27 protein-coding genes are annotated in these 26,171 nt (G+C 56.0%); 17 read left to right on the top strand and 10 right to left on the bottom strand.

From position 1 onward, the window contains the following. Positions 1–25: 25 nt before the first annotated feature. Positions 26–1,252 (bottom strand): M20 peptidase aminoacylase family protein, encoded by a 1,227-nt coding sequence (locus tag B4923_RS09635; RefSeq protein WP_109054139.1) that lies wholly within the window; start codon positions 1,250–1,252, stop codon positions 26–28. 226 nt (positions 1,253–1,478) lie between these two features. On the opposite strand from B4923_RS09635, the gene B4923_RS09630 reads away from it, so the two are divergent. From B4923_RS09630 to B4923_RS09605, 6 genes are all read left to right on the top strand, one after another. Then, on the top strand, positions 1,479–2,486 hold the full coding sequence (locus B4923_RS09630; RefSeq protein WP_109054138.1) for a Gfo/Idh/MocA family protein: 1,008 nt from the start codon (positions 1,479–1,481) through the stop codon (positions 2,484–2,486). Between the two features lie 315 nt (positions 2,487–2,801). After that, positions 2,802–3,686, top strand: a complete 885-nt coding sequence (gene nifH / locus B4923_RS09625; RefSeq protein WP_109054137.1) for a nitrogenase iron protein — start codon at positions 2,802–2,804, stop codon at positions 3,684–3,686. A gap of 11 nt (positions 3,687–3,697) precedes the next feature. Continuing rightward, complete coding sequence (nifD, locus tag B4923_RS09620; RefSeq protein ID WP_109054136.1) at positions 3,698–5,146, top strand: nitrogenase molybdenum-iron protein alpha chain; 1,449 nt, start codon at positions 3,698–3,700, stop codon at positions 5,144–5,146. 60 nt (positions 5,147–5,206) lie between these two features. Continuing rightward, complete coding sequence (nifK, locus tag B4923_RS09615) at positions 5,207–6,772, top strand: nitrogenase molybdenum-iron protein subunit beta (protein ID WP_109054135.1); 1,566 nt, start codon at positions 5,207–5,209, stop codon at positions 6,770–6,772. Between the two features lie 58 nt (positions 6,773–6,830). After that, positions 6,831–7,046, top strand: coding sequence for a putative nitrogen fixation protein NifT (nifT, locus tag B4923_RS09610; RefSeq protein ID WP_109054134.1), 216 nt, complete (start codon positions 6,831–6,833; stop codon positions 7,044–7,046). A gap of 51 nt (positions 7,047–7,097) precedes the next feature. Next, on the top strand, positions 7,098–7,763 hold the full coding sequence (locus B4923_RS09605; protein WP_170116040.1) for a NifB/NifX family molybdenum-iron cluster-binding protein: 666 nt from the start codon (positions 7,098–7,100) through the stop codon (positions 7,761–7,763). A gap of 123 nt (positions 7,764–7,886) precedes the next feature. Here B4923_RS09605 and dld read toward each other — a convergent pair whose 3' ends face one another. Then, the gene (dld, locus tag B4923_RS09600) at positions 7,887–9,623 is read right to left on the bottom strand and encodes a D-lactate dehydrogenase (RefSeq protein WP_109054132.1); all 1,737 of its coding nucleotides are present in this window, start codon (positions 9,621–9,623) and stop codon (positions 7,887–7,889) included. A 225-nt stretch (positions 9,624–9,848) separates the two neighbouring features. Here dld and nifE point away from each other — a divergent pair, with 225 nt between their 5' ends. The 10 genes from nifE (at position 9,849) to nifM (ending at position 18,504) form a co-directional block, all read left to right on the top strand. Then, complete coding sequence (gene nifE, locus B4923_RS09595) at positions 9,849–11,225, top strand: nitrogenase iron-molybdenum cofactor biosynthesis protein NifE (RefSeq protein WP_109054131.1); 1,377 nt, start codon at positions 9,849–9,851, stop codon at positions 11,223–11,225. Between the two features lie 15 nt (positions 11,226–11,240). Continuing rightward, positions 11,241–12,629: a nitrogenase iron-molybdenum cofactor biosynthesis protein NifN gene (gene nifN / locus B4923_RS09590; RefSeq protein ID WP_109054130.1), complete on the top strand. Its 1,389-nt coding sequence runs from the start codon at positions 11,241–11,243 to the stop codon at positions 12,627–12,629. Beyond that, positions 12,626–13,087, top strand: coding sequence for a NifB/NifX family molybdenum-iron cluster-binding protein (locus tag B4923_RS09585; protein WP_109054129.1), 462 nt, complete (start codon positions 12,626–12,628; stop codon positions 13,085–13,087). Before nifN ends, B4923_RS09585 begins: the two co-directional genes overlap by 4 nt. Positions 13,088–13,228: 141 nt before the next feature. Next, the gene (locus tag B4923_RS09580) at positions 13,229–13,546 is read left to right on the top strand and encodes a hypothetical protein (RefSeq protein WP_109054128.1); all 318 of its coding nucleotides are present in this window, start codon (positions 13,229–13,231) and stop codon (positions 13,544–13,546) included. Between the two features lie 26 nt (positions 13,547–13,572). After that, complete coding sequence (gene nifU / locus B4923_RS09575; RefSeq protein ID WP_109054127.1) at positions 13,573–14,418, top strand: Fe-S cluster assembly protein NifU; 846 nt, start codon at positions 13,573–13,575, stop codon at positions 14,416–14,418. A gap of 34 nt (positions 14,419–14,452) precedes the next feature. After that, entirely contained in the window at positions 14,453–15,643 is a 1,191-nt protein-coding gene (nifS, locus tag B4923_RS09570) for a cysteine desulfurase NifS (RefSeq protein WP_109054126.1), read from the top strand. Between the two features lie 17 nt (positions 15,644–15,660). After that, positions 15,661–16,806, top strand: a complete 1,146-nt coding sequence (gene nifV / locus B4923_RS09565) for a homocitrate synthase (RefSeq protein ID WP_109054125.1) — start codon at positions 15,661–15,663, stop codon at positions 16,804–16,806. Positions 16,807–16,866: 60 nt separating this feature from the next. Then, complete coding sequence (locus B4923_RS09560) at positions 16,867–17,217, top strand: nitrogenase-stabilizing/protective protein NifW (protein ID WP_109054124.1); 351 nt, start codon at positions 16,867–16,869, stop codon at positions 17,215–17,217. After that, the gene (locus B4923_RS09555; RefSeq protein WP_109054123.1) at positions 17,214–17,660 is read left to right on the top strand and encodes a nitrogen fixation protein NifZ; all 447 of its coding nucleotides are present in this window, start codon (positions 17,214–17,216) and stop codon (positions 17,658–17,660) included. The genes B4923_RS09560 and B4923_RS09555 overlap by 4 nt, the downstream gene beginning before the upstream one ends. Further along, a complete protein-coding gene (gene nifM, locus B4923_RS09550; RefSeq protein WP_109054122.1) occupies positions 17,647–18,504 on the top strand; it encodes a nitrogen fixation protein NifM in 858 nt (285 codons plus the stop codon). The genes B4923_RS09555 and nifM overlap by 14 nt, the downstream gene beginning before the upstream one ends. 99 nt (positions 18,505–18,603) lie before the next feature. Here nifM and B4923_RS09545 read toward each other — a convergent pair whose 3' ends face one another. From B4923_RS09545 to rsxA, 8 genes are read right to left on the bottom strand one after another with little or no spacing between them, the layout of a single operon-like run. Then, complete coding sequence (locus tag B4923_RS09545) at positions 18,604–19,131, bottom strand: flavodoxin (protein WP_109054121.1); 528 nt, start codon at positions 19,129–19,131, stop codon at positions 18,604–18,606. Between the two features lie 44 nt (positions 19,132–19,175). Next, positions 19,176–19,436, bottom strand: a complete 261-nt coding sequence (locus tag B4923_RS09540; RefSeq protein ID WP_109054120.1) for an RnfH family protein — start codon at positions 19,434–19,436, stop codon at positions 19,176–19,178. Next, positions 19,433–20,173, bottom strand: a complete 741-nt coding sequence (locus B4923_RS09535) for an electron transport complex subunit E (RefSeq protein WP_109054119.1) — start codon at positions 20,171–20,173, stop codon at positions 19,433–19,435. The genes B4923_RS09540 and B4923_RS09535 overlap by 4 nt, the downstream gene beginning before the upstream one ends. Further along, the gene (gene rsxG, locus B4923_RS09530) at positions 20,166–20,816 is read right to left on the bottom strand and encodes an electron transport complex subunit RsxG (protein WP_109054118.1); all 651 of its coding nucleotides are present in this window, start codon (positions 20,814–20,816) and stop codon (positions 20,166–20,168) included. Before rsxG ends, B4923_RS09535 begins: the two co-directional genes overlap by 8 nt. 2 nt (positions 20,817–20,818) lie before the next feature. Further along, positions 20,819–21,790, bottom strand: a complete 972-nt coding sequence (locus B4923_RS09525; RefSeq protein ID WP_109054117.1) for an RnfABCDGE type electron transport complex subunit D — start codon at positions 21,788–21,790, stop codon at positions 20,819–20,821. Continuing rightward, positions 21,784–23,232, bottom strand: a complete 1,449-nt coding sequence (rsxC, locus tag B4923_RS09520; RefSeq protein ID WP_109054116.1) for an electron transport complex subunit RsxC — start codon at positions 23,230–23,232, stop codon at positions 21,784–21,786. Before rsxC ends, B4923_RS09525 begins: the two co-directional genes overlap by 7 nt. Beyond that, complete coding sequence (locus tag B4923_RS09515) at positions 23,225–23,767, bottom strand: RnfABCDGE type electron transport complex subunit B (RefSeq protein ID WP_109054115.1); 543 nt, start codon at positions 23,765–23,767, stop codon at positions 23,225–23,227. Before B4923_RS09515 ends, rsxC begins: the two co-directional genes overlap by 8 nt. Before the next feature lie 10 nt (positions 23,768–23,777). Next, positions 23,778–24,356, bottom strand: a complete 579-nt coding sequence (gene rsxA / locus B4923_RS09510; protein ID WP_109054114.1) for an electron transport complex subunit RsxA — start codon at positions 24,354–24,356, stop codon at positions 23,778–23,780. A 333-nt stretch (positions 24,357–24,689) separates the two neighbouring features. On the opposite strand from rsxA, the gene nifL reads away from it, so the two are divergent. Next, positions 24,690–26,171 carry a nitrogen fixation negative regulator NifL gene (gene nifL / locus B4923_RS09505; protein WP_109054113.1) on the top strand — a complete coding sequence of 494 codons (1,482 nt, stop codon included), beginning with the start codon at positions 24,690–24,692 and terminating at the stop codon, positions 26,169–26,171.

Raw genomic sequence — 26,171 nt, 5'->3', positions numbered from 1 at the left:
GGACGCTATTGGAGCGCTTCTTTGATTAATTTTGTTGCACTTTCAGTGAGGAAGGCGCCGTTCGTGGGGGGATTGGAGGTTTTGATGCGTCGCTTTGCACGCGCTGCTGATGCAGCGCCGCTTCGGCCAGCTGTGCAAAGTAGCGAGCTGCCGGTGCGATGGCGCGCTCATCCGGGTTGAACTGTGGATGGTGCAACCCAAACTCGCTTCCTGAACCAATACTGACAAATGTCCCCGGGATCTGCTGGAGATAGAGGGCGAAGTCTTCACCGCTCATCTGCAACTCGGCGTTTTCTACCTGATAGCCCGCATCCTGAGCAATTTTTTTGCTGAAATCGGCCCAGAAGTCGGTATTGACCACCGATGGCGGGCCCGGTTGCCAGTGCAGCTCGGCCCGGGCGCCCAATGCAAGCGTGATCCCCTGGATCAATTGCCTGATTCGGGCTGGAATCTGCTCCCGGATCTGGGTGTTATAGGTTCGCACGGTGCCTTCGAGTTCCACGGTTTGCGGCAGTACATTCCAGGTGTTCCCGCCGTTAATGCGTGTCACGCTGATGACCAGCGATTCGAGAGAGCTGAAGCTGCGGCTTGGTAATGTCTGTAACGCATTGACAATGTTGCAGGCCGCCACAATGCTATCAATCCCTTCCTCCGGTTTGGCGGCATGGGCGCCTTTGCCGGTTACGTGGATAGAAAAACGATCGACATTGGCATAAAACGGACCGCCCCGGGTGGCAAACGTACCTGCGGGTAAATCCGGGGCATTATGTAAGCCGAAGATGGCAGAAACGTCCTGCAATGCGCCTGCCTGAATTAAATGTTTTGCGCCAGTTGAGACTTCCTCGGCAGGTTGAAAGAAGATGCGTACTTTGCCGGGGAGCCGGGTTTCATATTTCTTCAGTAAACAGGCCGCGCCTAACATCACCGCCGTATGAAAGTCATGTCCGCAGGCGTGCATAACGCCGGGGTTTTTCGAGCGAAAAGGGAGGTCGGTCAGTTCTTCAATCGGCAGAGCGTCAATATCGGCTCGCAACGCGATAATCGGGCCGGGCCCGTTACCCAGCTCCGCGACCACGCCGGACGTTAACGGCAGCGGCAACAGGGGAATGCCTTTATCTTGCAGCCAGTTGGTAATGCGGGTGGTGGTTTGATGTTCCTGATTGGAAAGTTCGGGGTATTGATGTAATTCTCGTCGCCATTCAATGAGCTGCTGCTCGAATGAATCGTCACTACAGACCTGGATATCAACCATATCGCCAAACCTTCTTAATATTAAAATACCCCTGCGGCGTGAAGAACGGGGTAACGAATATGCTTAAAGGTAGTGGAGAGTGGTTCAGAGGATAAATACCGTCTGGTTATATTTCATAGCGGATTATCATGAACGCAATATTCTGCATTTCTGTCTATCATCAGTATGATATGTTGACTTACGGCCACGGCAATGAAGGGCAAGCCATCAGACAGGAACAATCCGCGTGAAGACGATTCGATTTGCAGCGATCATGCTGGAACACAACCATATCTATGATATGTGCCGTCAGTTGGTGGACGCCGGGGCGGAGCTGGTTTCGGTTTTCGATCCCGATCCTGCCAAGCTGGATATTTTTGTCGCGAAGTTTCCTGATGTCCGCGTTGTTGATTCCGCGGAGAAAATTATTGCCGATCCGACCCTTCAACTGATTGCCAGTGCGGCGGTGCCGTGTGAACGAAGCGATCTGGCTCTGCGTGTGATGTCGGCAGAAAAGGATTTTTTCACGGCGAAGCCGCCGCTGACCACGTTGGCGCAGTTGACGGCGGTGAAAGCCATGGCGGAGAAGACCGGCCGGAAATTTGTCGTGTACTTCAACGAGCGCATTAATGTGGACAGCGCGCTGTTTGCCGCGGAATGGGTCCAACGCGGAGAAATTGGCCGGGTGATCCAGACGATTGGCGTCGGACCTCATCGGGAACGAGGACAGCGTCCTGACTGGTTTTATCGCCGGGAACAATATGGCGGCATTCTGTGCGATCTGGGCATCCATCAGATCGAACAATTTCTTTATTTCACCGGCAATACCGACGCCCGTATTGTTGCCAGCCAGACGGCGAATTACCACCATCCCCGGACGCCTGATTTTGAGGATTTCGGCGATGCCATGCTGCTGGGGGAGAACGGCGCCACCGGTTATTTTCGCTGTGACTGGTTTACCCCCGATGGCTTAAGCGTTTGGGGCGATGGTCGGCTGACGATATTGGGTACGGAAGGCTACATTGAAATAAAGAAATATGTCGATATCACCCGTGGGGAAGGCAACATTGTGTATCTGGTCAATCCGCAGGGCGAACAGCGTTTTGTCACTGCCGGCGCGGTAGAGCGTACGTTCTTTAATGCGCTAATCCACGACTGCCTGCATCGAACCGAAACGGCGATGGCGCAATCTCACGTTTTTAAGGCCGCGGAGCTGGCTATTTCCGCCCAGCGCCAGGCGAAAAAGATTGTCTGACGGGGCTCGCGTTTCCCCCTGACCGATAAGGTTTGAACGCAATCAATCCTGCCGTCAATTCCGGTAAAAATCCCGCTATCTGATGACCTGCCGCCGCGATGAAAGTGTGTTGGCATTCATAACATCCGCCTGATTCCCCCTGTCGCTTTTGTCTCTTTTACAACAATTGGTCACGTTATTGTTCCTAACCACTCGTGAACCGTAAAGCGTTTTTTATTTTTTATCATTAATAATCAATTGGTTGGTTTGTTCTTTGAGTGTGGTATGTCCCCTGCAATATAAACAGGGACATTTACTGGACAAGAGGAAGACACCATGGCAATCCGTCAGTGTGCAATTTACGGCAAAGGTGGGATCGGTAAGTCCACCACCACGCAGAATCTGGTGGCGGCGCTCGCCGAACTGGGTAAGAAAGTGATGATTATCGGTTGCGATCCGAAAGCGGATTCAACGCGTTTAATTCTCCATGCCAAAGCACAGAACACCATTATGGAAATGGCCGCGGAAGTCGGCTCCGTTGAGGATCTGGAACTGGAGGACGTGCTGCAAATCGGATATGGCGGCGTGCGCTGCGCCGAGTCTGGCGGTCCAGAACCCGGCGTAGGTTGTGCGGGTCGTGGGGTGATTACCGCCATCAACTTTCTGGAAGAGGAAGGCGCGTATGAAGACGATCTGGATTTCGTGTTTTACGACGTACTGGGCGATGTGGTCTGCGGTGGTTTCGCCATGCCGATCCGTGAAAACAAGGCGCAGGAAATCTACATCGTGTGTTCCGGAGAAATGATGGCGATGTATGCGGCTAACAACATCAGCAAGGGGATCGTGAAATATGCGAAATCCGGCAAGGTGCGTCTGGGCGGGTTGATTTGTAACTCCCGTCAAACCGATCGCGAAGATGAGTTAATCATCGCGCTGGCCGATAAGCTGGGTACGCAGATGATCCATTTTGTGCCGCGCGACAACATCGTTCAACGCGCAGAAATTCGCCGTATGACGGTGATCGAATACGATCCGACCTGCAAGCAGGCGGATGAGTATCGCACGCTGGCGGGCAAAATCGTCAACAACACCAGAATGGTCGTGCCGACGCCTGTCACCATGGATGAACTGGAAGCCTTGTTGATGGAGTTCGGGATTCTGGATGAAGAAAACGAAGCCATTATCGGTAAAACCGCGGCAGAAGAAGCGGCGTCCGCCTGAGGAGTCATCATATGACAGACACCATTACGCAACAAAATCAGGCGCTGATTCAGGAAGTGCTGGAGGTTTTTCCGGATAAGGCCCGGAAAGAACGCGCCAGACACATCATGACGGTAGAGGCCGGGATGGAATCGGTAGGGAAATGCATCACTTCCAACCGCAAATCCCAGCCAGGGGTCATGACGGTACGCGGCTGCGCCTATGCCGGTTCCAAAGGGGTGGTTTTCGGGCCGATCAAAGACATGGCGCATATCTCTCACGGCCCGATAGGCTGTGGGCAATATTCCCGCGCCGGACGGCGCAATTATTACACCGGTATGAGCGGTATCGACAGTTTCGGCACTATCAACTTCACCTCTGATTTTCAGGAGAAAGACATTGTGTTCGGCGGCGATAAAAAGCTGCGTAAGCTGATCGATGAACTTGAACTGCTGTTTCCGCTGACCAAAGGGATCAGCGTGCAATCGGAATGTCCGGTGGGGCTGATCGGCGACGATATTGAAGCCGTCGCGCGTTCAGCGAAAGAGGCGATCGGTAAGCCGGTCGTCCCGGTGCGCTGTGAAGGTTTCCGCGGGGTATCGCAATCGCTGGGGCACCATATCGCCAACGATGTAATTCGTGATTGGGTCTTGCCGGCCCGCGACGACCAGGAATTTGCCGCCACGCCGTATGACGTCGCCATTATCGGTGATTACAACATCGGCGGCGATGCCTGGTCTTCCCGTATTTTGCTGGAGGAAATGGGGCTGCGCGTGGTGGCCCAGTGGTCGGGAGACGGAACGTTAGTGGAGATGGAAAACACCCCAAAAGTTAAACTCAATCTGGTGCATTGCTATCGCTCCATGAACTATATCTCTCGTCATATGGAAGAGAAATACGGCATTCCCTGGCTGGAGTACAACTTCTTCGGGCCGACGCAGATCGCGGCTTCGCTGCGCAAAATCGCGGCGCTGTTCGACAGCACGATCCAGGCGAATGCGGAAGCCGTTATCGCCCGCTATCAGGCGCAAACGGATGCGATTATTGCGAAATACCGTCCGCGTCTGGAAGGGAAAAAGGTGTTGCTGTACGTCGGTGGGTTACGTCCCCGTCATGTGATTGGCGCTTATGACGATCTTGGCATGGAAATTATGGCTGCCGGCTATGAGTTTGCCCATAACGACGACTATGACCGTACCTTGCCGGAACTGAAACAGGGCACGTTGCTGTTTGATGACCTCAGCACCTATGAGTTGGAAGAGTTTGTCAAACGGTTGAAACCCGATCTGGTGGGATCGGGGATCAAAGAAAAGTACGTATTCCAGAAGATGGGGATGCCGTTCCGACAAATACATTCCTGGGATTACTCCGGCCCCTATCACGGCTACGACGGTTTTGCCATCTTCGCCCGCGATATGGATATGACGCTGAATAACCCGTGCTGGAAACAGCTGAATGCGCCCTGGCTGAAATCCGCCTGAGGCCTGACGACCCGTTTATCCCGTTAGTTCACCGATTCGTGGCGCGGGAGGAGTAATACGATGAGCCAGAATACAGAGAAGGTAAAACCCTGTTATCCGCTGTTTGAGCAGCCGGAATATCAGGCGCTGTTCGCCAGCAAAAGCGAGCGGGAAGAGTCACATAGCAAGGAGCGCGTACAGGAAGTCTTTGCATGGAGCACGACGCCGGAATATGAAGCGCTGAATTTTCAGCGTGAAGCACTGACGATTGATCCGGCGAAAGCCTGTCAACCTTTGGGCGCCGTGCTGTGCTCCCTGGGTTTTGAGAAAACATTGCCTTATGTGCATGGTTCTCAAGGGTGCGTGGCCTATTTCCGCACCTATTTTAACCGTCATTTTAAAGAGCCGGTAGCCTGTGTCTCTGACTCAATGACGGAAGATGCGGCGGTATTTGGTGGCAATAACAATCTGAATCAGGGGTTACAGAACGCCAGCGCGCTGTATAAACCGGACGTGATCGCCGTTTCCACCACCTGCATGGCGGAAGTGATCGGGGATGATTTGCAGGCCTTCATCAGCAATGCCAAAAAAGATGGCTTTGTGGATGAGTCCACCCCGGTGCCTTACGCCCATACCCCGAGCTTTATCGGCAGCCACATTACCGGCTGGGACAATATGTTTGAAGGGTTTGCCCGTACCTTTACCCAGAGCGCGGAAAACTATCAGGTTGGCAGCAACGGCAAGATTAATTTGGTGACGGGATTTGAAACCTATCTTGGCAACTATCGGGTTCTGAAACGGATGATGGCGCAGATGGCGGTGGAGTGTTCGCTGCTTTCCGATCCGTCAGAGGTACTGGATACCCCGGCTGACGGTCATTATCGTCTCTATGCCGGCGGGACGACGCAGGACGAAATGCGCGACGCCCCTAACGCGATTGATACGCTGCTGTTGCAACCCTGGCATTTAATCAAAACTAAAAAAGTGGTGAAAGAAGACTGGGGACAGCCGGGAACGGAAGTCAGCGTACCGATGGGGTTAGCGGCCACGGACGAATTTCTGATGACCATCAGTCAACTGACGGGAAAACCGATTCCGGAATCGCTGGCGCTCGAACGCGGGCGGCTGGTTGATATGATGCTGGATTCCCATACCTGGCTGCACGGCAAACGCTTCGGCATTTATGGCGACCCCGATTTCCTTATGGGACTCACCAGGTTCCTGCTGGAACTTGGCTGTGAACCTGCGGTGATCCTCTGCCATAACGGGAACAAGCGCTGGAAGAAGGCCATGGATAAAGTGCTGGAGACGTCGCCCTATGGCAAAGACAGCGAGGTGTTCATCAACTGTGATCTGTGGCATTTCCGGTCGCTGATGTTTACCCGCCAGCCGGACTTTATGATTGGTAACTCGTACGGCAAGTTTATCCAGCGTGATACGAAAGCCAAAGGCGATCGGTTTGAAGTTCCGCTGATTCGCATCGGATTTCCGATCTTCGATCGTCACCACTTGCACCGGGCAACCACCTGGGGCTATGAGGGGGCGATGACGATGCTGACCACGCTGGTGAACGCCATACTGGAAAAACTGGACAGCGACACGATGGAACTGGGTAAAACCGATTACGGTTATGACCTGATCCGCTAACGACAAAAGCCCTCTGTCTATTCATACAGGGGGCTTTCGCCGATCTACAGGAGGACGCATGGCCAACATCATTCTCCGTCAGGGCGCTGACGGTCTGCACTGCTATATTGCCAAAAAAGATCTGGAGGCCAGAGTCACGTTTCTGGAATTCGATCGGCCAGATTGCTGGGGCGGTCGCATTGAGCTGGAAGGGGGGCAGGACTGGTTTATCGCGCCATTAACGGCAAAACCTGCGTTTCCTGTCACGCTGCGGGCGAAAAAATGTGACAACTGACTGTCGATCACGATTTTTTGATTATGACCACTACCGGAGATGCGCATGAGCCTGACTCGGGATGATTTACTTTTCTGGCGGCTGTTTGCTCTGGCTCAATTGTTGCCGGAAATTACCCCCGCCACATTGATTAAATGGCTGGAAACGACCTGCAATGAAGCGCTAACGCTGGAACGTCTGTCGTCGCTGTCGCTGGATGAACTTTCCCGCCATGCGCCATTGGGTCATGCCGCCCTGAGTGTGGCGCGCTGGCAGCAAATTATGGACTGCCTGAATGGCAATCTGCCCCCGCATTTGACGGAACAGTCGGAACGCTGTCACGGTCAGCAGTTGCGGGTGGCGTTTGCTTCCAGTAACGGACTGACGGTAAACGGTCATTTCGGGCAGTGCCGTCTGTTTTTCATTTACGCCTGGGATCGGCAAGGCCCGTTTCTGAGCACCTTACGCCGTTACCAGCCGAAAGAGGAAGAAGATGGCAACGAAGGACGGTTACAGCTACTGACGGATTGCCACCTGTTGTTTTGTGAATCGATTGGCGGCCCGGCCGCGGCGAAAGTGATTCGGCGCAATATCCATCCGATCAAGGTTCCCGTCGATACCACGATTGATGAACAGCTTCAGGCGTTACAGAACATGATCGCGGAACATATGCCGCCGTGGCTGGCGAAACGTTTGGGGAAAGATAACCCGCTGCGACAGCGGCAGTTTGGGTTGTAACCCGGATAGAAGCGCCCGCCGGAGATATGCAGGAAGCACATCTCCGGCTTTCACGGTATCCATACGGCTCATCCAGAAGATGCCAGCGGGAAACCGCCTTTTGCCCTGTGTTTCTTCCTGTGGTTAGTGATGGCTATCGCCGCCCCAGTTTTTCAGCTTGGAGGTTTTACCAATTCCCGGGTTTAAGCTATTGGTCGGATCATTATGCTGGTAGAACGCCTTTAACTGAGGCTTGGCCTGATACAAATGCCCGACGTTATGCTCGGCGGGGTACTCTGCGCCGCGTTGGTCGAGCAGGGCCAGCATTTTCTCTTTCAGCTTATGCACGTCAACGCCTTTCTTCACAATGTAATCCTGATGGAAGACATAGCACATGAAGTGGCCGTAATACAGACGGTGTACCAGCATATCGTCGAATTCCGCCGGCAAGTGCTCAAACCATTCCTGATCGTTACGTTTCAGGGCGATATCCAGCGGCAGGATGTTTTCCACCTCGTCGCTATGTACTGCGTGATAGCGAATCGCGGCGCCCGCCGCGGCAAACCGGTGCAGAAAGGCTTTGGCGCCTTCTTCCTGCGTGCAGACGAAAAATTCACCGTCGGCGTCGCGAAAATACTGCTCCAGCCACTGGCGAGCCTCTTCAATGCCGTTACCGGCCATTTTCAGCATCAGATGGTGTTCAAAACGATCGCGATAGGTTTTCAGGCGCTCAGGCAGATGGGAAGGCAGCAGATGGCAGAGGCCCTGCATGGTGCGATCCACCAGATGCGACGGCAGAAAGGGCACTTTGCCAAAGAGGGCGTCCATCCTTCCTTTCAGATTAAAAAACAGGGGCATTTTATCGGTACCCAGCTTGTCGATCATGACAAACGTGTCTTTACCGTATTTTTCGGCAATATCGAAAATATCGCGATGCATATATTCACCCGCCACCGGCAGGTTGTTAAAGCGGGAAAGGATATGACGGCGCAGTTCGGTCAACACCTGGGGTTGATTGGTGCCGATGTAGAACACCTGCTGGGATTTTTCCGCCGGGAACGTATCCAGACGGACGGCAAAAACCGACAATTTCCCGGCGCAGCCGGCGGCTTCAAACAAGCGTCGCTCATCGGCATTAAAGCGCGATGGCGTATCCGCATCGACATCACGGATACGTTCGGCATATTCATGGTCGGATGCCTGACGTTCGTCGTGGATCACATCCTGCTCGCGGTATTGCTGTGACTCCAGACGGGTCAGAATCTCTTCCGGCGTGTTGCCCAGATCGATCCCCAGATGATTAATCAGTTCCACCTGTCCCTGTTCATTAACCCGCCCATAGAGCGCCATTTCGGTATAGGCCGGGCCACGATGCACCAGTGAGCCGCCGGAGTTGTTACAAATACCGCCGATCACGGACGCGCCGATGCAGGAAGAGCCGATCACTGAATGTGGTTCGCGGCCCAGCGGCTTCAATATTCGCTCCAGATGCCATAGCGTACTGCCCGGCAGCGCCACAACCTGTTGCCCCTTATCCAGCAGCTGAATTTTATCCAGCCGCAGGGTATTGATGATCACAATTTCACGGTCGTATCCCTCACCACTCGGCGTGGAACCTTCTGTCAGACCGGTATTGGCCGCCTGCATCAGCACGATGCGGCCCGCTTCAATGGCGGCTTTGAATACGTTCCACTGTTCGAGCAGCGAGGCGGGGAATACCACTGCCAGCGCCTCGCCCTGACCCGAACGGAAACCTTTGCGGTAACGCTCCGTTTTATGTTTATCGGTGAGGATATGAGATTTACCGACAATGTCGGTCAGCGTGTGAATGAGGGTTTGGGCACTGACGGAGGCGGTGACGGGGGAAGCATAGTCCTGCATGACGGGTTGTCCTGTTAATGAATCCAATAGATGCGATAAAAAGCATAGCGTTTACTGTGGATCTTGCTTGCCGGTTCTTTCTCCTCGGATGATGGGGATTGACAATCATTGTGGGTTTTGTCGCACAACCTACAATGATAATTTATTAAAAATCAATTAAATACCCTATGGCGCGCCAATTGCAATGTTCTTCATGCAGTCACATTAACCGTGCCGAGGTAAGTAATGAGAAATAGCGAAATCGTGGCGTTAATGGATCAGCCGGCCTGCGATCATAATGGCGGTCAGAAATCTGGTTGCAGCGCCCCCAAACCGGGGACGGCGGCAGGCGGCTGTGCGTTTGACGGTGCGCAGATCACATTGTTGCCGATTACCGATGTGGCCCATCTGGTTCATGGCCCCATCGGGTGCGCGGGCAGTTCCTGGGATAACCGCGGCAGCCATAGTTCCGGACCACAGATTAATCGTCTGGGATTCACCACCGATATGAGCGAGCAGAACGTGATTATGGGACACGGTGAACGCCGCTTGTTCCACGCTATCCGGCATATTGTTGAACGCTACAGCCCGGCGGCGGTGTTTATCTACAATACCTGTGTTCCGGCGATGGAGGGCGATGATATCGAAGCCGTGTGCCGTGCGGCGGAACAGGTTAATCATATTCCCGTCATCGCGATTGATGCCGCCGGGTTTTACGGCAGCAAGAATCTGGGTAACCGCATCGCGGGCGAGGTCGTGGCGAAGAAGGTGGTGGGTCAACGGGAGCCTGCGCCCTGGCCGGCAGATTTCGCCATCCCGGAAGAAAAAGGCCACAGTATTGGTTTAATCGGCGAGTTCAATATTGCCGGAGAATTCTGGCATGTCCTGCCGTTGCTGGATCAGTTGGGCATTCGCGTACTGGGTAGTTTATCCGGTGATGCCCGCTTTGCCGAGCTTCAGACCTTGCATCGCACCGAAGCCAACATGCTGGTGTGCTCGCGGGCGTTGATTAACGTCGCCCGCTATCTTGAACTGCACTATGGCACGCCCTGGTTTGAGGGCAGTTTTTATGGCGTCAGGGAAATGTCCGCCTCATTGCGTACGCTGGTTGGTTTACTGCGGGACGACGATTTACAGGCCCGCGCCGAAACGCTGATCCAACAAGAAGAGCGGGCGGCCAATCAGGCGCTGGCTCCTTATCGTCAGCGTCTGAAAGGTAAACGCGCGCTGTTGTATACCGGCGGGGTGAAATCCTGGTCGGTGGTGTCGGCGCTACAGGATCTGGGGCTGGATGTGGTTGCTACCGGAACGAAAAAATCGACGGAAGAGGATAAATTCCGCATTCGCGAACTGATGGGAGAGAACGCGATCATGCTGGATGACGGTAATGCCCGCCTGTTGCTGGATACCGCTTACCGTTACAACGCCGACATTATGATTGCCGGTGGCCGCAATATGTACACCGCCTACAAGGCTCGCCTGCCATTTCTGGATATCAATCAGGAACGGGAACACGCCTTTGCCGGGTATCAGGGCATCGTGACGCTCGCCCGCCAGCTCTGTCTCACGCTGGAAAGCCCCATCTGGTCGCAGGTCAGTCGCCGGGCCCCCTGGCAACACTGAGTAAGGAGAAATTCAATGGCTCAGATCCTCAAGTCAGTCAAACCTCTGGCGACCAGTCCGATTAAAAGCGGACAGCCGCTGGGCGCCATTTTAGCCAGCATGGGACTGGATGGCTGTATTCCACTGGTTCACGGCGCACAGGGATGCAGTGCCTTTGCAAAAGTGTTTTTTATCCAGCATTTTCATGAACCTATTCCGCTGCAAACAACGGCGATGGACCCCATTACCACCATCATGGGGGCGAACAATAACGTATTGACGGCGTTGTCGGTACTGTGCGAGCGCCACAATCCGCGGCTTATCGTGATATTGAGCACCGGCTTGTCTGAAGCGCAGGGCGCCGACCTCGCGTTTGCGTTACGCCAGTTCCGTACCGAGCATCCCAAATACCAGTCTGTCGCTATTGTCACCGCCAGTTCGCCGGATTTTTATGGATCGATGGAGAATGGCTATGCCGCGGTGTTGGAAAGCGTCATTGAACAGTGTGTGCCGGCGACGATGCCGAAAGGGATACGCAAAAAACGAGTGAATCTGCTGCTGGGGCATATGCTGACGCCCGGCGATCATGAACTGATCCGCAGCTATGTGGAAGCGTTTGGCCTGCAACCGATCGTGCTGCCGGATTTGGCCGGATCGCTGGATGGGCATCTGGCCGAAGGGGATTTCCTGGCGCTCACGCAGGGCGGAACATCGGTACGTGAACTGGAACAGATGGGGCAGAGCGTTTCCACGATTGCCATTGGCGTTTCGCTCCAGCGGGCGGCCCGTCTGTTGGAGAACCGCTGTCAGACGCCGTCATTCTGGATGCCGCATCTGATGACGATGGATCAATGCGATCGCTTTATCCAGCATCTGCAAATGATCTCAGGGCGGGAGGTTCCCGCCTGGATCGAGCGCCAGCGCGGCCAGTTGCAGGATGCGATGATCGATACGCATGTCTGGTTGCAGGATAAACGACTGGCGATTGCGGCAGAGGGCGATCTGCTGGCGGCCTGGCTGGATTTTGCCATCAGTCAGGGGATCCGGCCACAGTGCGTGGTCGCCCCGGCGAATCAGCCGGGCTTATCGTCACTGCCGGTCCCGGAAGTCCAGATTGGCGATCTGGAGGATGTGGAAGACAGACTGCGTGCTCAGCGGATTGATTTGCTGTGCGCCAATTCTCATGGGGCGCTACTGGCGGAAAAATACCACTTGCCGCTGATTCGCATCGGTTTTCCGTTGTTTGACCGCATCGGCGAGTTTCGCCGTTTGCGACAGGGATACAGCGGTATTCGCGACACGTTGTTCGAGCTGGCTAATGCCATGTGTCAGGCGCACCGCGAAATGCCCGTTTATCATTCGCCGCTGAAGCAGGATTTTTCACTGACTCCGGTTCAGGACCCCGTCATGGAGGAGCGGCCATGAGGCATTTAGCCCGTCAATTAGCCATTCCCTGCGCCGATAGCTGGATCATTCGTATCGCATTTGCCAGCGTCGATCTCCGCGTGGTCGATCAACATTTTGGCTCTTCGCCCCGGCTGGCGATTTACGGCGTTCGCGGTGATGAAGTGCAATTGCTGGAAGTCGCCGATTTCACCGTTTGTCAGGGACACAACGAAGATAAGCTCATCAGTCGCATCAACGCGGTGGAAGGATGTTTTTCGTTGTATTGCACCGCCGTTGGGGAAACGGCTTTCCGCCAACTGCTGGGTATCGGCGTACGCGCGGTCAATGTACAGATGAATACGCCGATTGCCATGCTGCTGGCGGATGCGCAGGCGCTATGCGACGACGGACGCATTAGAAAATCCCCACGGCAGAAAGACCGCAACCGTTTTAACGTCATGATGCAGGAAAGCGGGTGGTATGAGGGGGACTTGTAAGCAGTGCGACAAAACCGACAATTGCCGCTGTTTATGTCGCAGGTCAACCACCGCGTTAAACGCTATCTTGCTGATAAAAAACATTTTTGTGACTGGTATCACATTTGCAGAATGATAAATGACAGCTACAGGAGCAAAACCATGATGCATATCGATGCGATGACGCTAAATCAACTCCGTCTACGTCAGCAGCAGCACGGACAAACCATCGCCGGGCTGGCGCTGGTCGTCAGAGGGGATGCCTGCCGGGGCTGGTCATTGCAGATGATATGGCGTTCCCAGGCGTTACCCGGTGAAGAATGCCGTGAAATCGCAGGGTTGCGGCTATTGGCTTCTGCGCCGCATTGGCAACAGTTGGCGCAGGCCCGTATCAGTTCGGATACGCAGGGCGTCTGGGTCGAATTTCAACCTCTGGGATGCCGATGTGATAGTGGTTCATGCGAAGTATCAACAGCATAAGTCGTTTATGAACGGGAGTAGTGAGCATGTGGAATTATTCTGAGAAGGTAAAAGAACATTTCTTTAATCCGCGCAACGCCCGTGTCGTCGAGCAGGCCAATGCGGTAGGCGATGTCGGTTCTCTCAGCTGTGGTGATGCTCTGCGACTGATGTTGCGGGTCGATCCCGATAGCGAAGTGATCCAGGAGGCCGGATTCCAGACCTTCGGCTGCGGCAGCGCCATTGCCTCGTCATCCGCATTGACCGAATTGATAATCGGCAAAACGCTGGAGGAGGCCGCGCAGGTCACCAACAAGGACATTGCCGATTATCTCGACGGCCTGCCGCCAGAAAAAATGCACTGTTCGGTCATGGGGCAGGAGGCCCTGCGCGTCGCGATTGCCAACTATCGTGGCGAAACGCTGGATGACGATCATGAGGAAGGCGCATTGATCTGCAAATGCTTTGCCGTTGATGAAGGACAAATCAAACGTGCGGTGCTGACCAACGGGCTGACGTCGCTGGAAGAGGTGATCCAGTACACCAAGGCGGGCGGAGGATGTACCGCCTGTCACGAAAAAATCGAACAGACGCTGAGCGACATTCTGGCTGCGGCCGGCGACCGGCCGGCTGTTGAGAGCGTAAAAGAAAAGAGTCAGCAGTGGCTGGCGGTCGAAGACGTTATTGCCGGGCTGCGCCCGCATATCCTGATGGATGGCGGTGATATCACGCTACTGGACGTGACGGAAAACGAAGTGCGGGTTGCTCTGTCGGGAAGTTGCCATGGCTGCATGATGACGGATATGACGTTGGGCTGGCTCCAGCAGAAACTGCTGGAACGGCTGGGCTGCTTCATTCGTGTTATCGCCGATGATCCGGTTGTCGCCGGATAATTATTCATTCTTCAGCCTTCAAGGAATGCGCACAATGAAACCCATTTATCTGGATAACAATGCCACTACCCGTATTGATCCGATGGTGCTGGAAGCCATGTTGCCATTTTTGCAGGACCAATATGGTAACCCGTCATCCATCCACGATTTCGGCGAACCTTCCCGCCGGGCGCTGGCCCGTGCCCGTGAACAGGTCGCCAGCCTGTTGGGCGCTCGCTATGACAGCGAAGTGATTTTTACCTCTTGTGCGACGGAAGCCACCTCTACCGCGATCCTTTCGGCCGCGGAGGCTTTTCCGTCCCGTCGCGAGATCGTTACCACCGCCGTCGAACATCCGGCGACGCTGGCGGTGTGCGAACATCTGGAACGGCAGGGATATAAAATTCATCGGCTGGGCGTCAACGAGCAGGGTGCGCTCGATCTGGATGTGTATCGAGCCTTACTGCATGACGGCGTGGCGCTGGTGACGGCCATGTGGGCAAATAACGAAACGGGCGTATTGTTCCCGATTGAGCAGATGGCGCAACTCGCCCATGAGCACGGCATTCTGTTTCACTGTGATGCGGTGCAGGCCGTCGGGAAAGTGCCGATTGCCGTCGCGGACTCCGGGATCGATATGCTTTCCTGTTCGGCGCATAAAATCCACGGTCCGAAAGGCACCGGCTGTCTGTGGCTGCGGCGCGGTACTCGTTTTCGTCCGCTGTTGCGCGGCGGGCATCAGGAGCGCGCTCGGCGGGCGGGAACGGAAAATATTGCCGGTATTGTCGGGATGGGCATGGCGAGCGAATTAGCCGCGCTGCATCTGCCGATGATGATGACCAGCATTGCGCCGCTGCGCGATCGGCTGGAGGCGGGGTTGCAAGCTATCGCGGGTACCCGCGTGATGGGCGGCGAACAACCGCGCACGCCGAATACGCTTAATATTGCCTTTGAGTTTATTGAAGGTGAAGCCATTTTGCTGATGCTCAATCAGGTCGGTATCGCCGCCTCCAGCGGCAGCGCCTGTACCTCGGGTTCATTAGAGCCGTCCCATGTGATGCGGGCCATGGACATTCCGTATACCGCCGCGCACGGCAGCATTCGTTTTTCACTGTCGCGCTATACGCGCGAGCGGGAAATCGACTATGTCCTGGCACAGTTGCCTGCGATCGTTGATCGGTTGCGCGCCCTGTCCCCGTACTGGCAGCAGGATAAACCCGGCGCGTTCATGCCGGCCTGGGGCTAATCAGGGAGGTTTCGCTCATGCAACCCATTGTCATTAACGACACCACGCTGCGCGATGGCGAACAAAGTCCCGGCGTCGCGTTCAGCGCCGATGAAAAGCTGGCTATTGCCTCCTCATTGGTCAAGGCGGGGGTGCCTGAGCTGGAAGTCGGCACCCCGGCGATGGGGGAAGAGGAGTGCGCGCGCATTTATCGCATTCGCCAGACGTTACCCGACGTCACCCTGATGGCCTGGTGCCGGTTGAATGAGGGAGACATTCGGCAGGCGGCGGCATTGGGTGTGAACTGGGTGGACATCTCGCTGCCCGTTTCTGCCTGTTTACGGCAGTACAAGGTCGGTTTGCCATGGCCGGATATGCTGCGGCAATTGGGGGAACTGACCCGGTTTGCATTATCGCTGGGGCTGCGTGTGTGTATCGGGGGCGAAGATGCCTCGCGCGCCAGTGAAGAAGATTTGGCGGCCGTTGCGCAAACGGCCCGTTTATCGGGAGCACAGCGCATGCGTTTTGCCGACACGCTGGGGTTACTCGATCCGTTTTCCGCCTTTCAGCAAATTCAACGGCTGCGGCGCTATTGGTCCGGCGAACTGGAAATTCATGCTCATAACGATTTTGGCATGGCGACGGCGAATACGCTGGCCGCGGTGCGAGCGGGCGCGACACACGTCAGCACTACCGTTTTAGGGTTGGGAGAGCGGGCGGGTAACGCTGCCCTGGAGCAGGTAGTGCTGGCGCTGTCACACACGCAGCTGGGCGATACGCACATTGACGCCACACGGCTACCGGCGCTTTGCGAGCAGGTTGCCCGGGCTGCGGGCGAAACCATCCCCTATCGGCAGCCGCTGGTCGGCGAACGGGTATTTACACATGAATCCGGTGTCCATGTCGCCAGCCTGCTGAAAGATGTCGAAAGTTATCAAAGCATCGCCCCGCAGATACTGGGGCGCCAGCATCAACTGGTGCTGGGGAAACACTCCGGGCGGCGGGCGCTGGAAGCGATTTTCTCGCAGCTTGGTCTGACGGTGAATGACACGCAGATCCCGCTGATCCAGCAGGCGCTACGGACGTTCGCTGAAACCGGTAAGCGTAGCCCTACCGCGGATGAGCTTTGCCATCTTTATCAGGGGCTATCGGAGATACCGACGCGGGCGCTTAACGTGGTCTGAGCGTCGATAATGCGCAAGTGATGTATCGCGGTGGGGTAAGCGAGTCTAAGAGGTAGCGTTATGGATTGGTTTGATGAACTGCCCGGCGTGAGTCAGCTGGAAAGCGCCGAGGATTTTCTGCGTTTTTTTGCAATCCCTTTTGATGCGCAACAGGTGCGGGTCCGGCATCTGCATATCCTGCATGCCTTCAGCCGCCGTTTGCGGCAATACCGTCCTGCGGAAGAACCGCCGATGCCCCCGCAACAACGCCAACAGTTTCGATTGGATCAGGTGCGGACCATGTTGCAGGAAAGTTATCTGTTCGTCGTCAGCGGTGAATTGCGTGAACGTTCAGAGTTGAAAGTATATCAACGTACCGTCCGCTGTTTCATTCCCTGGCTATTACTGGATGATGAAGGAGACGTAACATGAAACCCCGGTTTGCGTTTGGTGAGGCGGTGCGGGTGATCAGGAGCGTACGTAACGACGGGACGTTCCCGAACAAAACACGCGGCGAGCTGCTGGTGCGGCGCGGCGCCATCGGCTATGTGCGCGAATGGGGGACGTTTTTGCAGGATAACATCATCTATCAGGTCCATTTTATTGATGATGATCGTATCGTCGGGTGCCGCGAACACGAGTTGATTCCGGCCAGTGCGCCGTGGGTTGAGGGCGCGTTTCAATATGGCGACTGGGTTTCCGCCTCGATGATTCTGGCTACCGATCACCATATCCGCGTGCAGGCCGGGGATGTCGGTCAGGTCATGGGCGTTGAACACGACACATGCCCGATGCAGTTCATCGTCCTGTTTGGCGGGACATTGTTGCAGGTACCGGAACACGCACTGGAGGCCATTGATCATGACGGCCTGTAATGTTGAAACGCTTCCCATGTGGCAGCGTTATTCCCGTCTGAAGCTTTCCTTATCGCTGCATCAGTGCCTGCCGTGGCAACAAACGGAAGAACAGCAGCGTTTATTTGTCATCCAGTTGGCGCGCCAGTGGAAACTGGAACGCGCCATCAGCGAACGGGCGGAGCAGCAGGGTATCCGGGTGGACGAAAACGGCATCATGAGCGCGCAATATGTTCTGCGCACGTTTTTCGATGATGAACCGTCCTGGCTGGCGGCGTTGCAACATGCCGGTATTGATGACGCGGGGCTGCGACAGGCGCTGGCGCATGAAGCGACATTAACTGCCGTGTTGGATGCGGTCGCCGGGCAGGCGCCGCCGGTCAGCGACGGTGAGGTTGAAACATGGTATCAGCAGAATGTGCATCGCTTTCAGCAACCGGAGAAACGTCTGGCGCATCACTTGCTGCTGGTGATTGACGACGCACAGGCGGATTCAACGCGGGCGATCGTAGCCGACCGCATGGCGGCGCTGCAACGTCGGTTGCAGATGGACCCCCGCCGTTTCGCCCGCCTGGCCGTGCGTTTTTCCGAGTGTCCGACGGCGCTGGAAGGCGGCAAACTGGGGTGGATAAAGCGCGGCATGCTTTACCCGGAATTGGACGCCATGCTTTTTTCCATGCGGACGGATACGCTCAGCCCGATCGTGGAAACGGCAATGGGGCTGCATATTCTATGGTGTGAAGCTATCCAACCCGCAAGCGAAGTCCCCAAAGCGCAGGCACTGGCGCAAATCCGCGAACAGTGGCAGGAGACCCGGCGCCAGCAGTACCAACGCCAGTGGCTGGCGACGATCGGCGCGCGGTAAATGCGGCCATCACGCTGCATATCAGCGTCGAGGCCCAGTGAATCTCTTTAAAAAAACAGTGTGATGCCTGCCAGGGCAGGCACGTTCGAGGCGATAAAATCAGAATGCGGCCTGAAGCTGACTGACCCATTGTGCCACCCGCGCCTCCGTCAGATCCTGCTGATTATCCTGATCCAGCACCAGACCGACGAAACTGCCGTTTTCCAGCGCGGAGGAGTCGGTAAACGTGTAACCTTCGGCCGGCCATGTGCCGATGATGTTGGCGCCGGCTTCACTGACGATGTCATAGAGCTCACCGAGCGCGTTGACAAAGGCATCGGGGTAGGCGACCTGATCGCCGAGTCCGAACAACGCCACGGTTTTACCGCTGAGATCGGCATTGGCCAGATCGTCCGCAAATTCGGCCCAGGACTCACTCATACACTCGGCGTCCAGACCGGGAAGTTGACCGTCGCCCAGCGTAGGCGTGCCAAGGATCAGCACATCATAAGCCAGCAGATCGTCAACGGAGGCGCGATTGATGTTCACGGGCTCAGCCGCCTGTTCTCCCAGTTTCTGTTTGATCAGTTTGGCGATCTTACGGGTTTTGCCGGTATCAGTACCGAAGAAAATGCCGATAGTGCTCATGGTTTATATTCTCCTTAAAAGAATCTCAGAAAAGGACGGTTAAATTACGCTTCATCGTCGTCCGCCTCTTGGGCGGCACGTTCAATCGGCAGGTAGATTTCTACCCGATCGCCTTCATGTACTTCACTGTCGGCGGGGCACAGACGTCCAAAGACGCCCATGCGATGCACATCCGGATCGAGCCAGGGAAACAGCGCCGGCAAAGGGGATGCCAGAAACGCCTCGCGTAAGGTGACGGGCGCGGGCAGATCCATGTCGATACAACGGCTTTGGTAGCCGTTGGCATGCGCGATGGTGAATTTCATCCGTGGCAGCCTCCGCATCCGGCGCCGCAACCCGGACTGGCGCCGCCGTCTTTCTTCAGTACGTCAGTGCCGTAGCGCCACACCTTGACGCCGCGAATGCCTGCCAGCACCAATCCCATCACCACAAAACCGCCGGGGGGCAACAGCATCAGCAGAAAACCGTCATAATCGGGCAACAGATGCATTTCCAGAAAATGAAATTGCGGACCGAGCAGCAGCTCCGCGCCGCTAAACAGCGTTCCGCTACCGATAATCTCGCGAATTGCCCCCATTGACGTCACCCCAAGGGTAAAGCCCAACCCCGTCGCCATGCCGTCCAGCGTGGCGGCGAACGGCGGATTATGGGCGGCAAAGGATTCCGCCCGGCCCAGCAGCGCGCAGTTCGCCACGATCAGCGGAATAAACAGCCCAAGAATTTTATGCAGGTCATGCATCCAGGCGTTCATCGACAGATCGAGCACCGTCACCAGGCTGGAGATGATCAGGATATAAACCGGAATACGGATCTGATGCGGCGTCAGATGCCGGAGCAGCGACACCAGCAGATTCGCCCCCACCAATACCGCGGTGGTCATGATGCCCATCCCGAAACCGTTGGTGGCGGTGGTGGTCACGGCCATCAACGGGCACAGACCGAGGATCTGTACATAGGTAATGTTATTGGTCCAGATGCCGCTGACGAGAATGTCACGGTAGGCCGGACGCTCCGCCGGCGGTGTTGCCGTTATTTCACTCATGGGATTTTTCCTCGCTCAAACCAAGCAATTCAGCACGATGGCGCTGGAACAGTTGCAGCGTCTGGTGTACGCCCTTCACTACGGCGCGCGGGGTAATGGTGGCGCCAGTGAACGCATCGAAATCGCCGCCGTCTTTTTTAACGTGCCACTGTTTTTCAGTGGTGTTTTGCAGCGATTTGCCATTAAACCCCAGGATCCAGTTACCGTGGCTCAACTCGATTTTGTCGCCCAGCCCTGGCGTTTCCGTGTGGGAGATCACTCGCACGCCAGTCAGTTCACCGTTGGCATCGATCCCGATCAGCAGGCTGATGATGCCGCTGTAACCTTTCTCGCCGCCGAACATTACGACGCCGCTGGGATTGCCTTGCCGGGTGGCCCGATAAACGCGCACCGGCGCGCCGTCCAGCGTTAATGTGACTTCGCTGCCGCTGAGTGGATTGTCATGCAGCGCGTCGGGGAAAACCGCCGCGAGCTGGCGCTGGGTATCCTCCTGATGACGCAGTTCAATCTCGGTATAGGTTGCCCACCAGGCCCCGGCAATCATCAGGCTGATTAGCAGGGTAAAGGTCCCGAGCAACAGACTCAGATTGATGGGATGGCTGCGCGGCGGCCAGCGCAGCCCGGAGTCTAAAGCGGAGGCCATTGTTATTTCTCCTTCTGTGTCCGATAGCCATAGGCCCGCGGACGGGTCCAGCTATCGATCAACGGGGTAATGGCGTTCACCAGCAGGATGGCAAAGGCGACGCCTTCGGGATAATTGCCAAAGCTGCGAATGGCCCAGACCAGAAAGCCTGCCAGCGCGCCGTAATACAGGCGGCCAAGTGGACTACCGGGGCCGGTGACCGGATCGGTGATGATAAAGATGGCGCCGAGCATCAACCCGCCGGTCGTGAGCTGCGCCAGCGGCGGCAAAATGGATTGCGGGGCGATAAACCACTGGATCAGCCCCGGCAGCAGACAGCCGATCAGCATGGCGACAGGGGCATGCCAGCTGAACACCCGCTGTTGCAATAACCACAGGCCGCTCAGTGCCAACAATAGGGTGGAGGTTTCGCCGAAGCTGCCGTTATGGGTGCCTATCAGCGCGTTTTCCCATGAGAACGTGGCCGATGTGTGTTCTCGGAACGCACCGAGCAAGGTGGCGCTGGTGGTGCCATCGGTATGCAGGGAATAGACCGCGCCGTTCCAGAACTCGGTAGGCTCGATCCAGTGCGTCATTTGTACCGGAAAGGCAATCAGCACCACGACGCGCGCCAGCATGGCCGGATTGAACAGGTTTTGCCCCAGTCCGCCATAAATATGCTTACCCAGCAGGATGGCGATCGCAGAGCCGAACGCGCCCAGCCACAGCGGCGCATGAGGGGGCAGGCTGAGGGTAAACAGCAGGGCGGTGAGGAGTGCGCTGCCGTCAAATACATGACCGAGCGACGCCGGGTTGGCCCGCAGGCACAATGCTTCACACAGCAATGCCGCGACGATGCTGGTGAACATCAGCATCAACGCGGGAGCGCCAAACTGGATAATCCCCAGCAAAACCACCGGCATCAATGCCAGATTGACTTTATGCATCAGGTTCTGGGTACTGAGTCCCTGATGAACATGAGGTGACGTCAACATGCGGAGCCCTCCATCGGCGCATCGGGTGTCGCGCTACGGCGTCGGGACGGTCTGGCCGCTTTCGCCGCTGCTTTTTCGGCGGCCTCGCGGGCAAGGCGTTCCTGCCGCCGCAGGCTGTTGGCGCTGGCGCGCTGTAGTTTATTATCCCGGCGCTGTTCCAGCCGTAATTGTTGTTGTCCCCAGTCGAAAAACTGGGTCAGCGGCAGAACGGCAGGGCAAACCCACGAGCAGGAGCCGCAAAGTAAACAGCTGTTCAGCCCCAGATCGCGGGCGTTATTCAGTTCGTCGATCTTCAGTTCGGCCAGTATCGCCAGCGGCGGCAGCCCCATCGGACAGGCATCCACACAGCGACCGCAGCGTAAACAGGCGCTGCTGTGCGGCTGGGGAATTTCATCTTCGGTCAGCAACAGCAAACCGCTGGTGCCTTTAGTGATGGGGGCATTGAGATCGGTTGTCGCCCGCCCCATCATTGGTCCCCCCAGGATCATCCGGGCCGGCGTGCTTTTTAGTCCGCCGCAGGCGGCAATAATGGTGTTGATCGGCGTGCCGATCGGCACCAGCAGGTTGCCGGGCTCTTCAATCGCCCGGCCGCTGACGGTAATGACCCGATGGGTCAGCGGCTGACGGAAGCGGATAGCATGGAAGATGGCAATACAGGTGCCGACGTTCTGAACCAGTACGCCCATTTCCGGCGAGCGTTTGTTATGGGGGATCTGCTGCCCGGTTACCGCTTCTATCAGCTGCTTGGCGGAACCCATGGGATAGAGGGACGGCAGCGCAACCACATCGATATCGGATTCATCCTGACACAGGCGATCGAGACGCAGAATGGCCTCGCGTTTATTATCTTCAATGCCGATATAGACCCGGCGGGCCCTGGTCAACTGCTGGAGATAGCGGATCCCGCCGAGCAAAAATTCTGCCTGCTCCTGCATCATGCGTTCGTCGGCGGTGATATAAGGTTCACATTCGCCGCCGTTGATGATCAGGTACTTGATTTCGTGACGCATCGCCAGCCGGATTTTATCCGCTGCCGGAAACATGGCGCCGCCCATACCGACGATACCGGCCTGGGCGATGAGCGAGAGCATTCTATCGGTGCTGCTGTCTTCCGTGGTTGCCAGCCGGCTGGCGTTTGATGTGGCCGGCAGCGTTCGCAGTTGAATATATCCGGTATCCCCGGTCACGATTTCCGTCACCAGCGCCTCTGCCGGGCTGTGCACCGGTGCGGACATCCGGCCAAACGGCTGGGCCAGACACTGACCTGACGTGACGGTGTCACCAATCTTTACCAGCGGAATAGCGGGCGCGCCGGTGTGCTGGCGCAGCGGCAGCGTCAGTTTCTCCGGCATGGGAAGCGGGCGAATAGCCAGTCCGCGGGTTAAGGATTTATGGCTATAAGGACGGATGCCGCCGTGGGGCGTCGTGAGGGCTTTAAGCATAGCTGGGCTCCTGTCGCGGCGCGAAACCGGGTTTGGCGACAATGGGGGTAAGATGCGGATCGGCGTAAAGGTGAATGGCGTTTTGCGGACAAATGTCTATGCAGGTGCCGCAACCGGTACAGTCTTCACTGAGTACGCCATGTACTTGGCGAGTGGCGCCAATAATCGCATCGAAGGCGCACTGTTTTGAGCAACGGCCGCAGCCATCACAGTCCTGGGGGTTAATCATCGCCACCATCGGCCCTTTAACGCTGTCCTCGTCCAGACTGATGCCCATCAGGGCGGCAATGCGCTGCGCGACAACGTTGCCGCCGGGAGAGCAGATGGTAACGGCTGCTTCGCCGCTGGCCATGGCGACCGCGGCCTGACGACAGCCGGGATAGCCGCACTGACCACACTGTCCGCTTGGTAGTAACGCCACAATGCTATCAACCATCGGGTCACTTTCTATTTTCAGGTAGATTGCGGCATAACCCAGCAATGCGCCGATCATCGCGGAGATGAGCGGAATAGCGAGTAAAGTCAGTATCAACATCTCCGTCTCCTTATGATGACAATCCGGCAAAGCCGGTAAAGGCCAGCGCCAGAATACTGGCGGTAATAAAATTGAGCGGCGTACCTTTGAACAGCAGCGGCGGGAGGGCGCTGGCCTGCCGCTCTCTCAGCCCGGCAAAAATAATCATGACCAGCGAATAGCCCAGCGAAGCGCTAAAACCAAAGAGTACGCTGTGCGTAAAGCTCAGTTGATCCTGAAGAACCAGCAGCGCCACACCGAGCACGGCGCAGTTGGTGGTAATCAGCGGAAGAAAAATACCCAGTGAGCGGTAGAGGGGCGGGCTGTATTTTGCAATCACCATCTCAATCAACTGTACCAGCGACGCAATAACCAGAATGACGGACAGCAAACGCAGGTAAACCAGATCGAGCGGAGCCAGTATCCAGAATTCAATCACCCAGCCTAATGCGGAACCCAGCGTGATGACCACCGTGGTCGCAATGGATATCCCCACGGCAGCCTTGACCTGATTCGTTACGCCCATAAAGGAACAGAGCCCCAAAAAGCGCGCCAGTACGACATTGTTGACCAGAATATTGGCCAGCATGATTAACAGTATCTCTTTCATTGATCCCCCACAGGTCGAGATTCCCAGAGGGGTATTGCGAAAGGCGTGCCAGCTTGTTCTGGTCAATAAATGGGCAATCAAGGTGCAAAAAGCTGCGCCAAAAGTGGGCAACACAGGAGTGGGTAATAGCGTGATACCGATCACAGGCAACGAGAAAAAGGGCAATAGCGGTAAAAACCCACACCATGATCAATGTTTTTGCGATTTCTTCGCAGAAGGGAATAAATCTTGCACTTTCCATAAGGGTATTTCATGTCGTTCGATGTCTGTTCCGCAATCTGACAATTTGTCATGAAGCCGACAGAACGCGTTATGCAAACCGGAGGGGCCGGGATGAGTTCATCGTTAGTCTTGGATGATGTGCACCTGATTACATCATCGCTGGGAGGAAAGGGGCTGCATGCGGCGCTCTTTCATACGGCCGTTGAACAGTCTTCAGTGGCGATTTCTATTACCGATCCTCGGGCAAATATTGTGTATGCCAATCCCGCCTTTTGTGAACTGAGCGGCTACGCGCTGCATACATTAATGGGCGCCAATCATAATCTGCTCTCCAGCCATCAGACGCCCGTTTCGGTATATCAGTCTCTGTGGGAGACGATTTCAGGCGGCCATTCGTGGAGCGGTCAGTTGATCAACCAGCGCAAGGATATGTCGCTCTATCTGGCCGAAATCACGATTTCCCCTATCTTCAATGCGCAGGGGGAAATCGAGCATTATCTGGGAATGCACAAAGACATCAGTGAGCGCTACGCGCTGGCGCAGCGGGTTCGTAATCAGATGACGCTGATTTCCGCCGTCCTGAATAACATTCCGGCGGCCGTTGTCGTGGTGGAAGGGCCGCAAAGCATCGTGATGGACAATCTGGCTTATAAAACGCTCAGCGCCGATTGTGACGGACAGGAACCGCTGGTGTTGCTGGATTGCCTGAATCGTACCGAGCCTTCGGCCATGACGCCGCTGGTTATTCGCGGCGTCCAGCGATGGTTCTCGGTGAGTTGCTGGCCGCTGCACGCCGTCAATGAAGAAGCCAGTCTCTACTTTACCGACAGCGCGCCGCCACGCCAGTTGGTGGTGATTGTCGATTGCACCGAGCAGCAGCGACAAATGACGCAGGAGCGGCGATCCCAGCTTGAGCGTCAGATTAGCGTCAACAAAATGATGGCGGCGATCCGTGAAACGCTGGATGCCGCGTTAATTCAGCTCAGTTGTCCGTTAAACATGCTGTCCGCCGCGTTGCGGCTGAATCCCGATGTCGATAATGTCGCGTTGCGCACGGCGTGGAACGAAGGGAAAGACGCTATCTCGCGTCTGACCGCGTGTCGTCCGACCTTGCATCAGGAATCGCAGGACAGTATTTCGCTCACCGCCATGATGACGGATCTGGCCGATATTTACCGGTATCGCATAGGGCGGGCCGGCAAGCTGGAATGGTCTTGTTCCGCGCCCGATTTAACCCTGCGCAGCCAGCGAACGCTGATTCTGACCGCATTGAGTCTGTGGCTCGATCGCTGTCTGGCGTTAACGGGAAAAATACACGATGACGTGACGATCGCGATTCAGGTCAGGCAGCAATGCCAGCAATTGTACTTTAGCGTCACGGATAACCTGCCGCCTTCTGTGCAGGAGGCGGATCGCCCGATGATGGAAATATTGGCAACCGGACAATGCATGGAGCTGCGCCTGATACAGATGATCATGTCGCAACTGCGGGGGTCGGTCACCACCGAACAAACGCTATCCGGCAGCACATTGATGACGCTCATATTGCCGATTGACGGTTTATACCTCACCACCGAAGCCCTGGGAGGATAA

This window comes from Brenneria roseae subsp. americana (genome assembly GCF_003115815.1).
Classification (GTDB): Bacteria; Pseudomonadota; Gammaproteobacteria; order Enterobacterales; family Enterobacteriaceae; genus Brenneria; species Brenneria roseae.
This window is presented reverse-complemented; position numbering and strand designations above follow the sequence as displayed.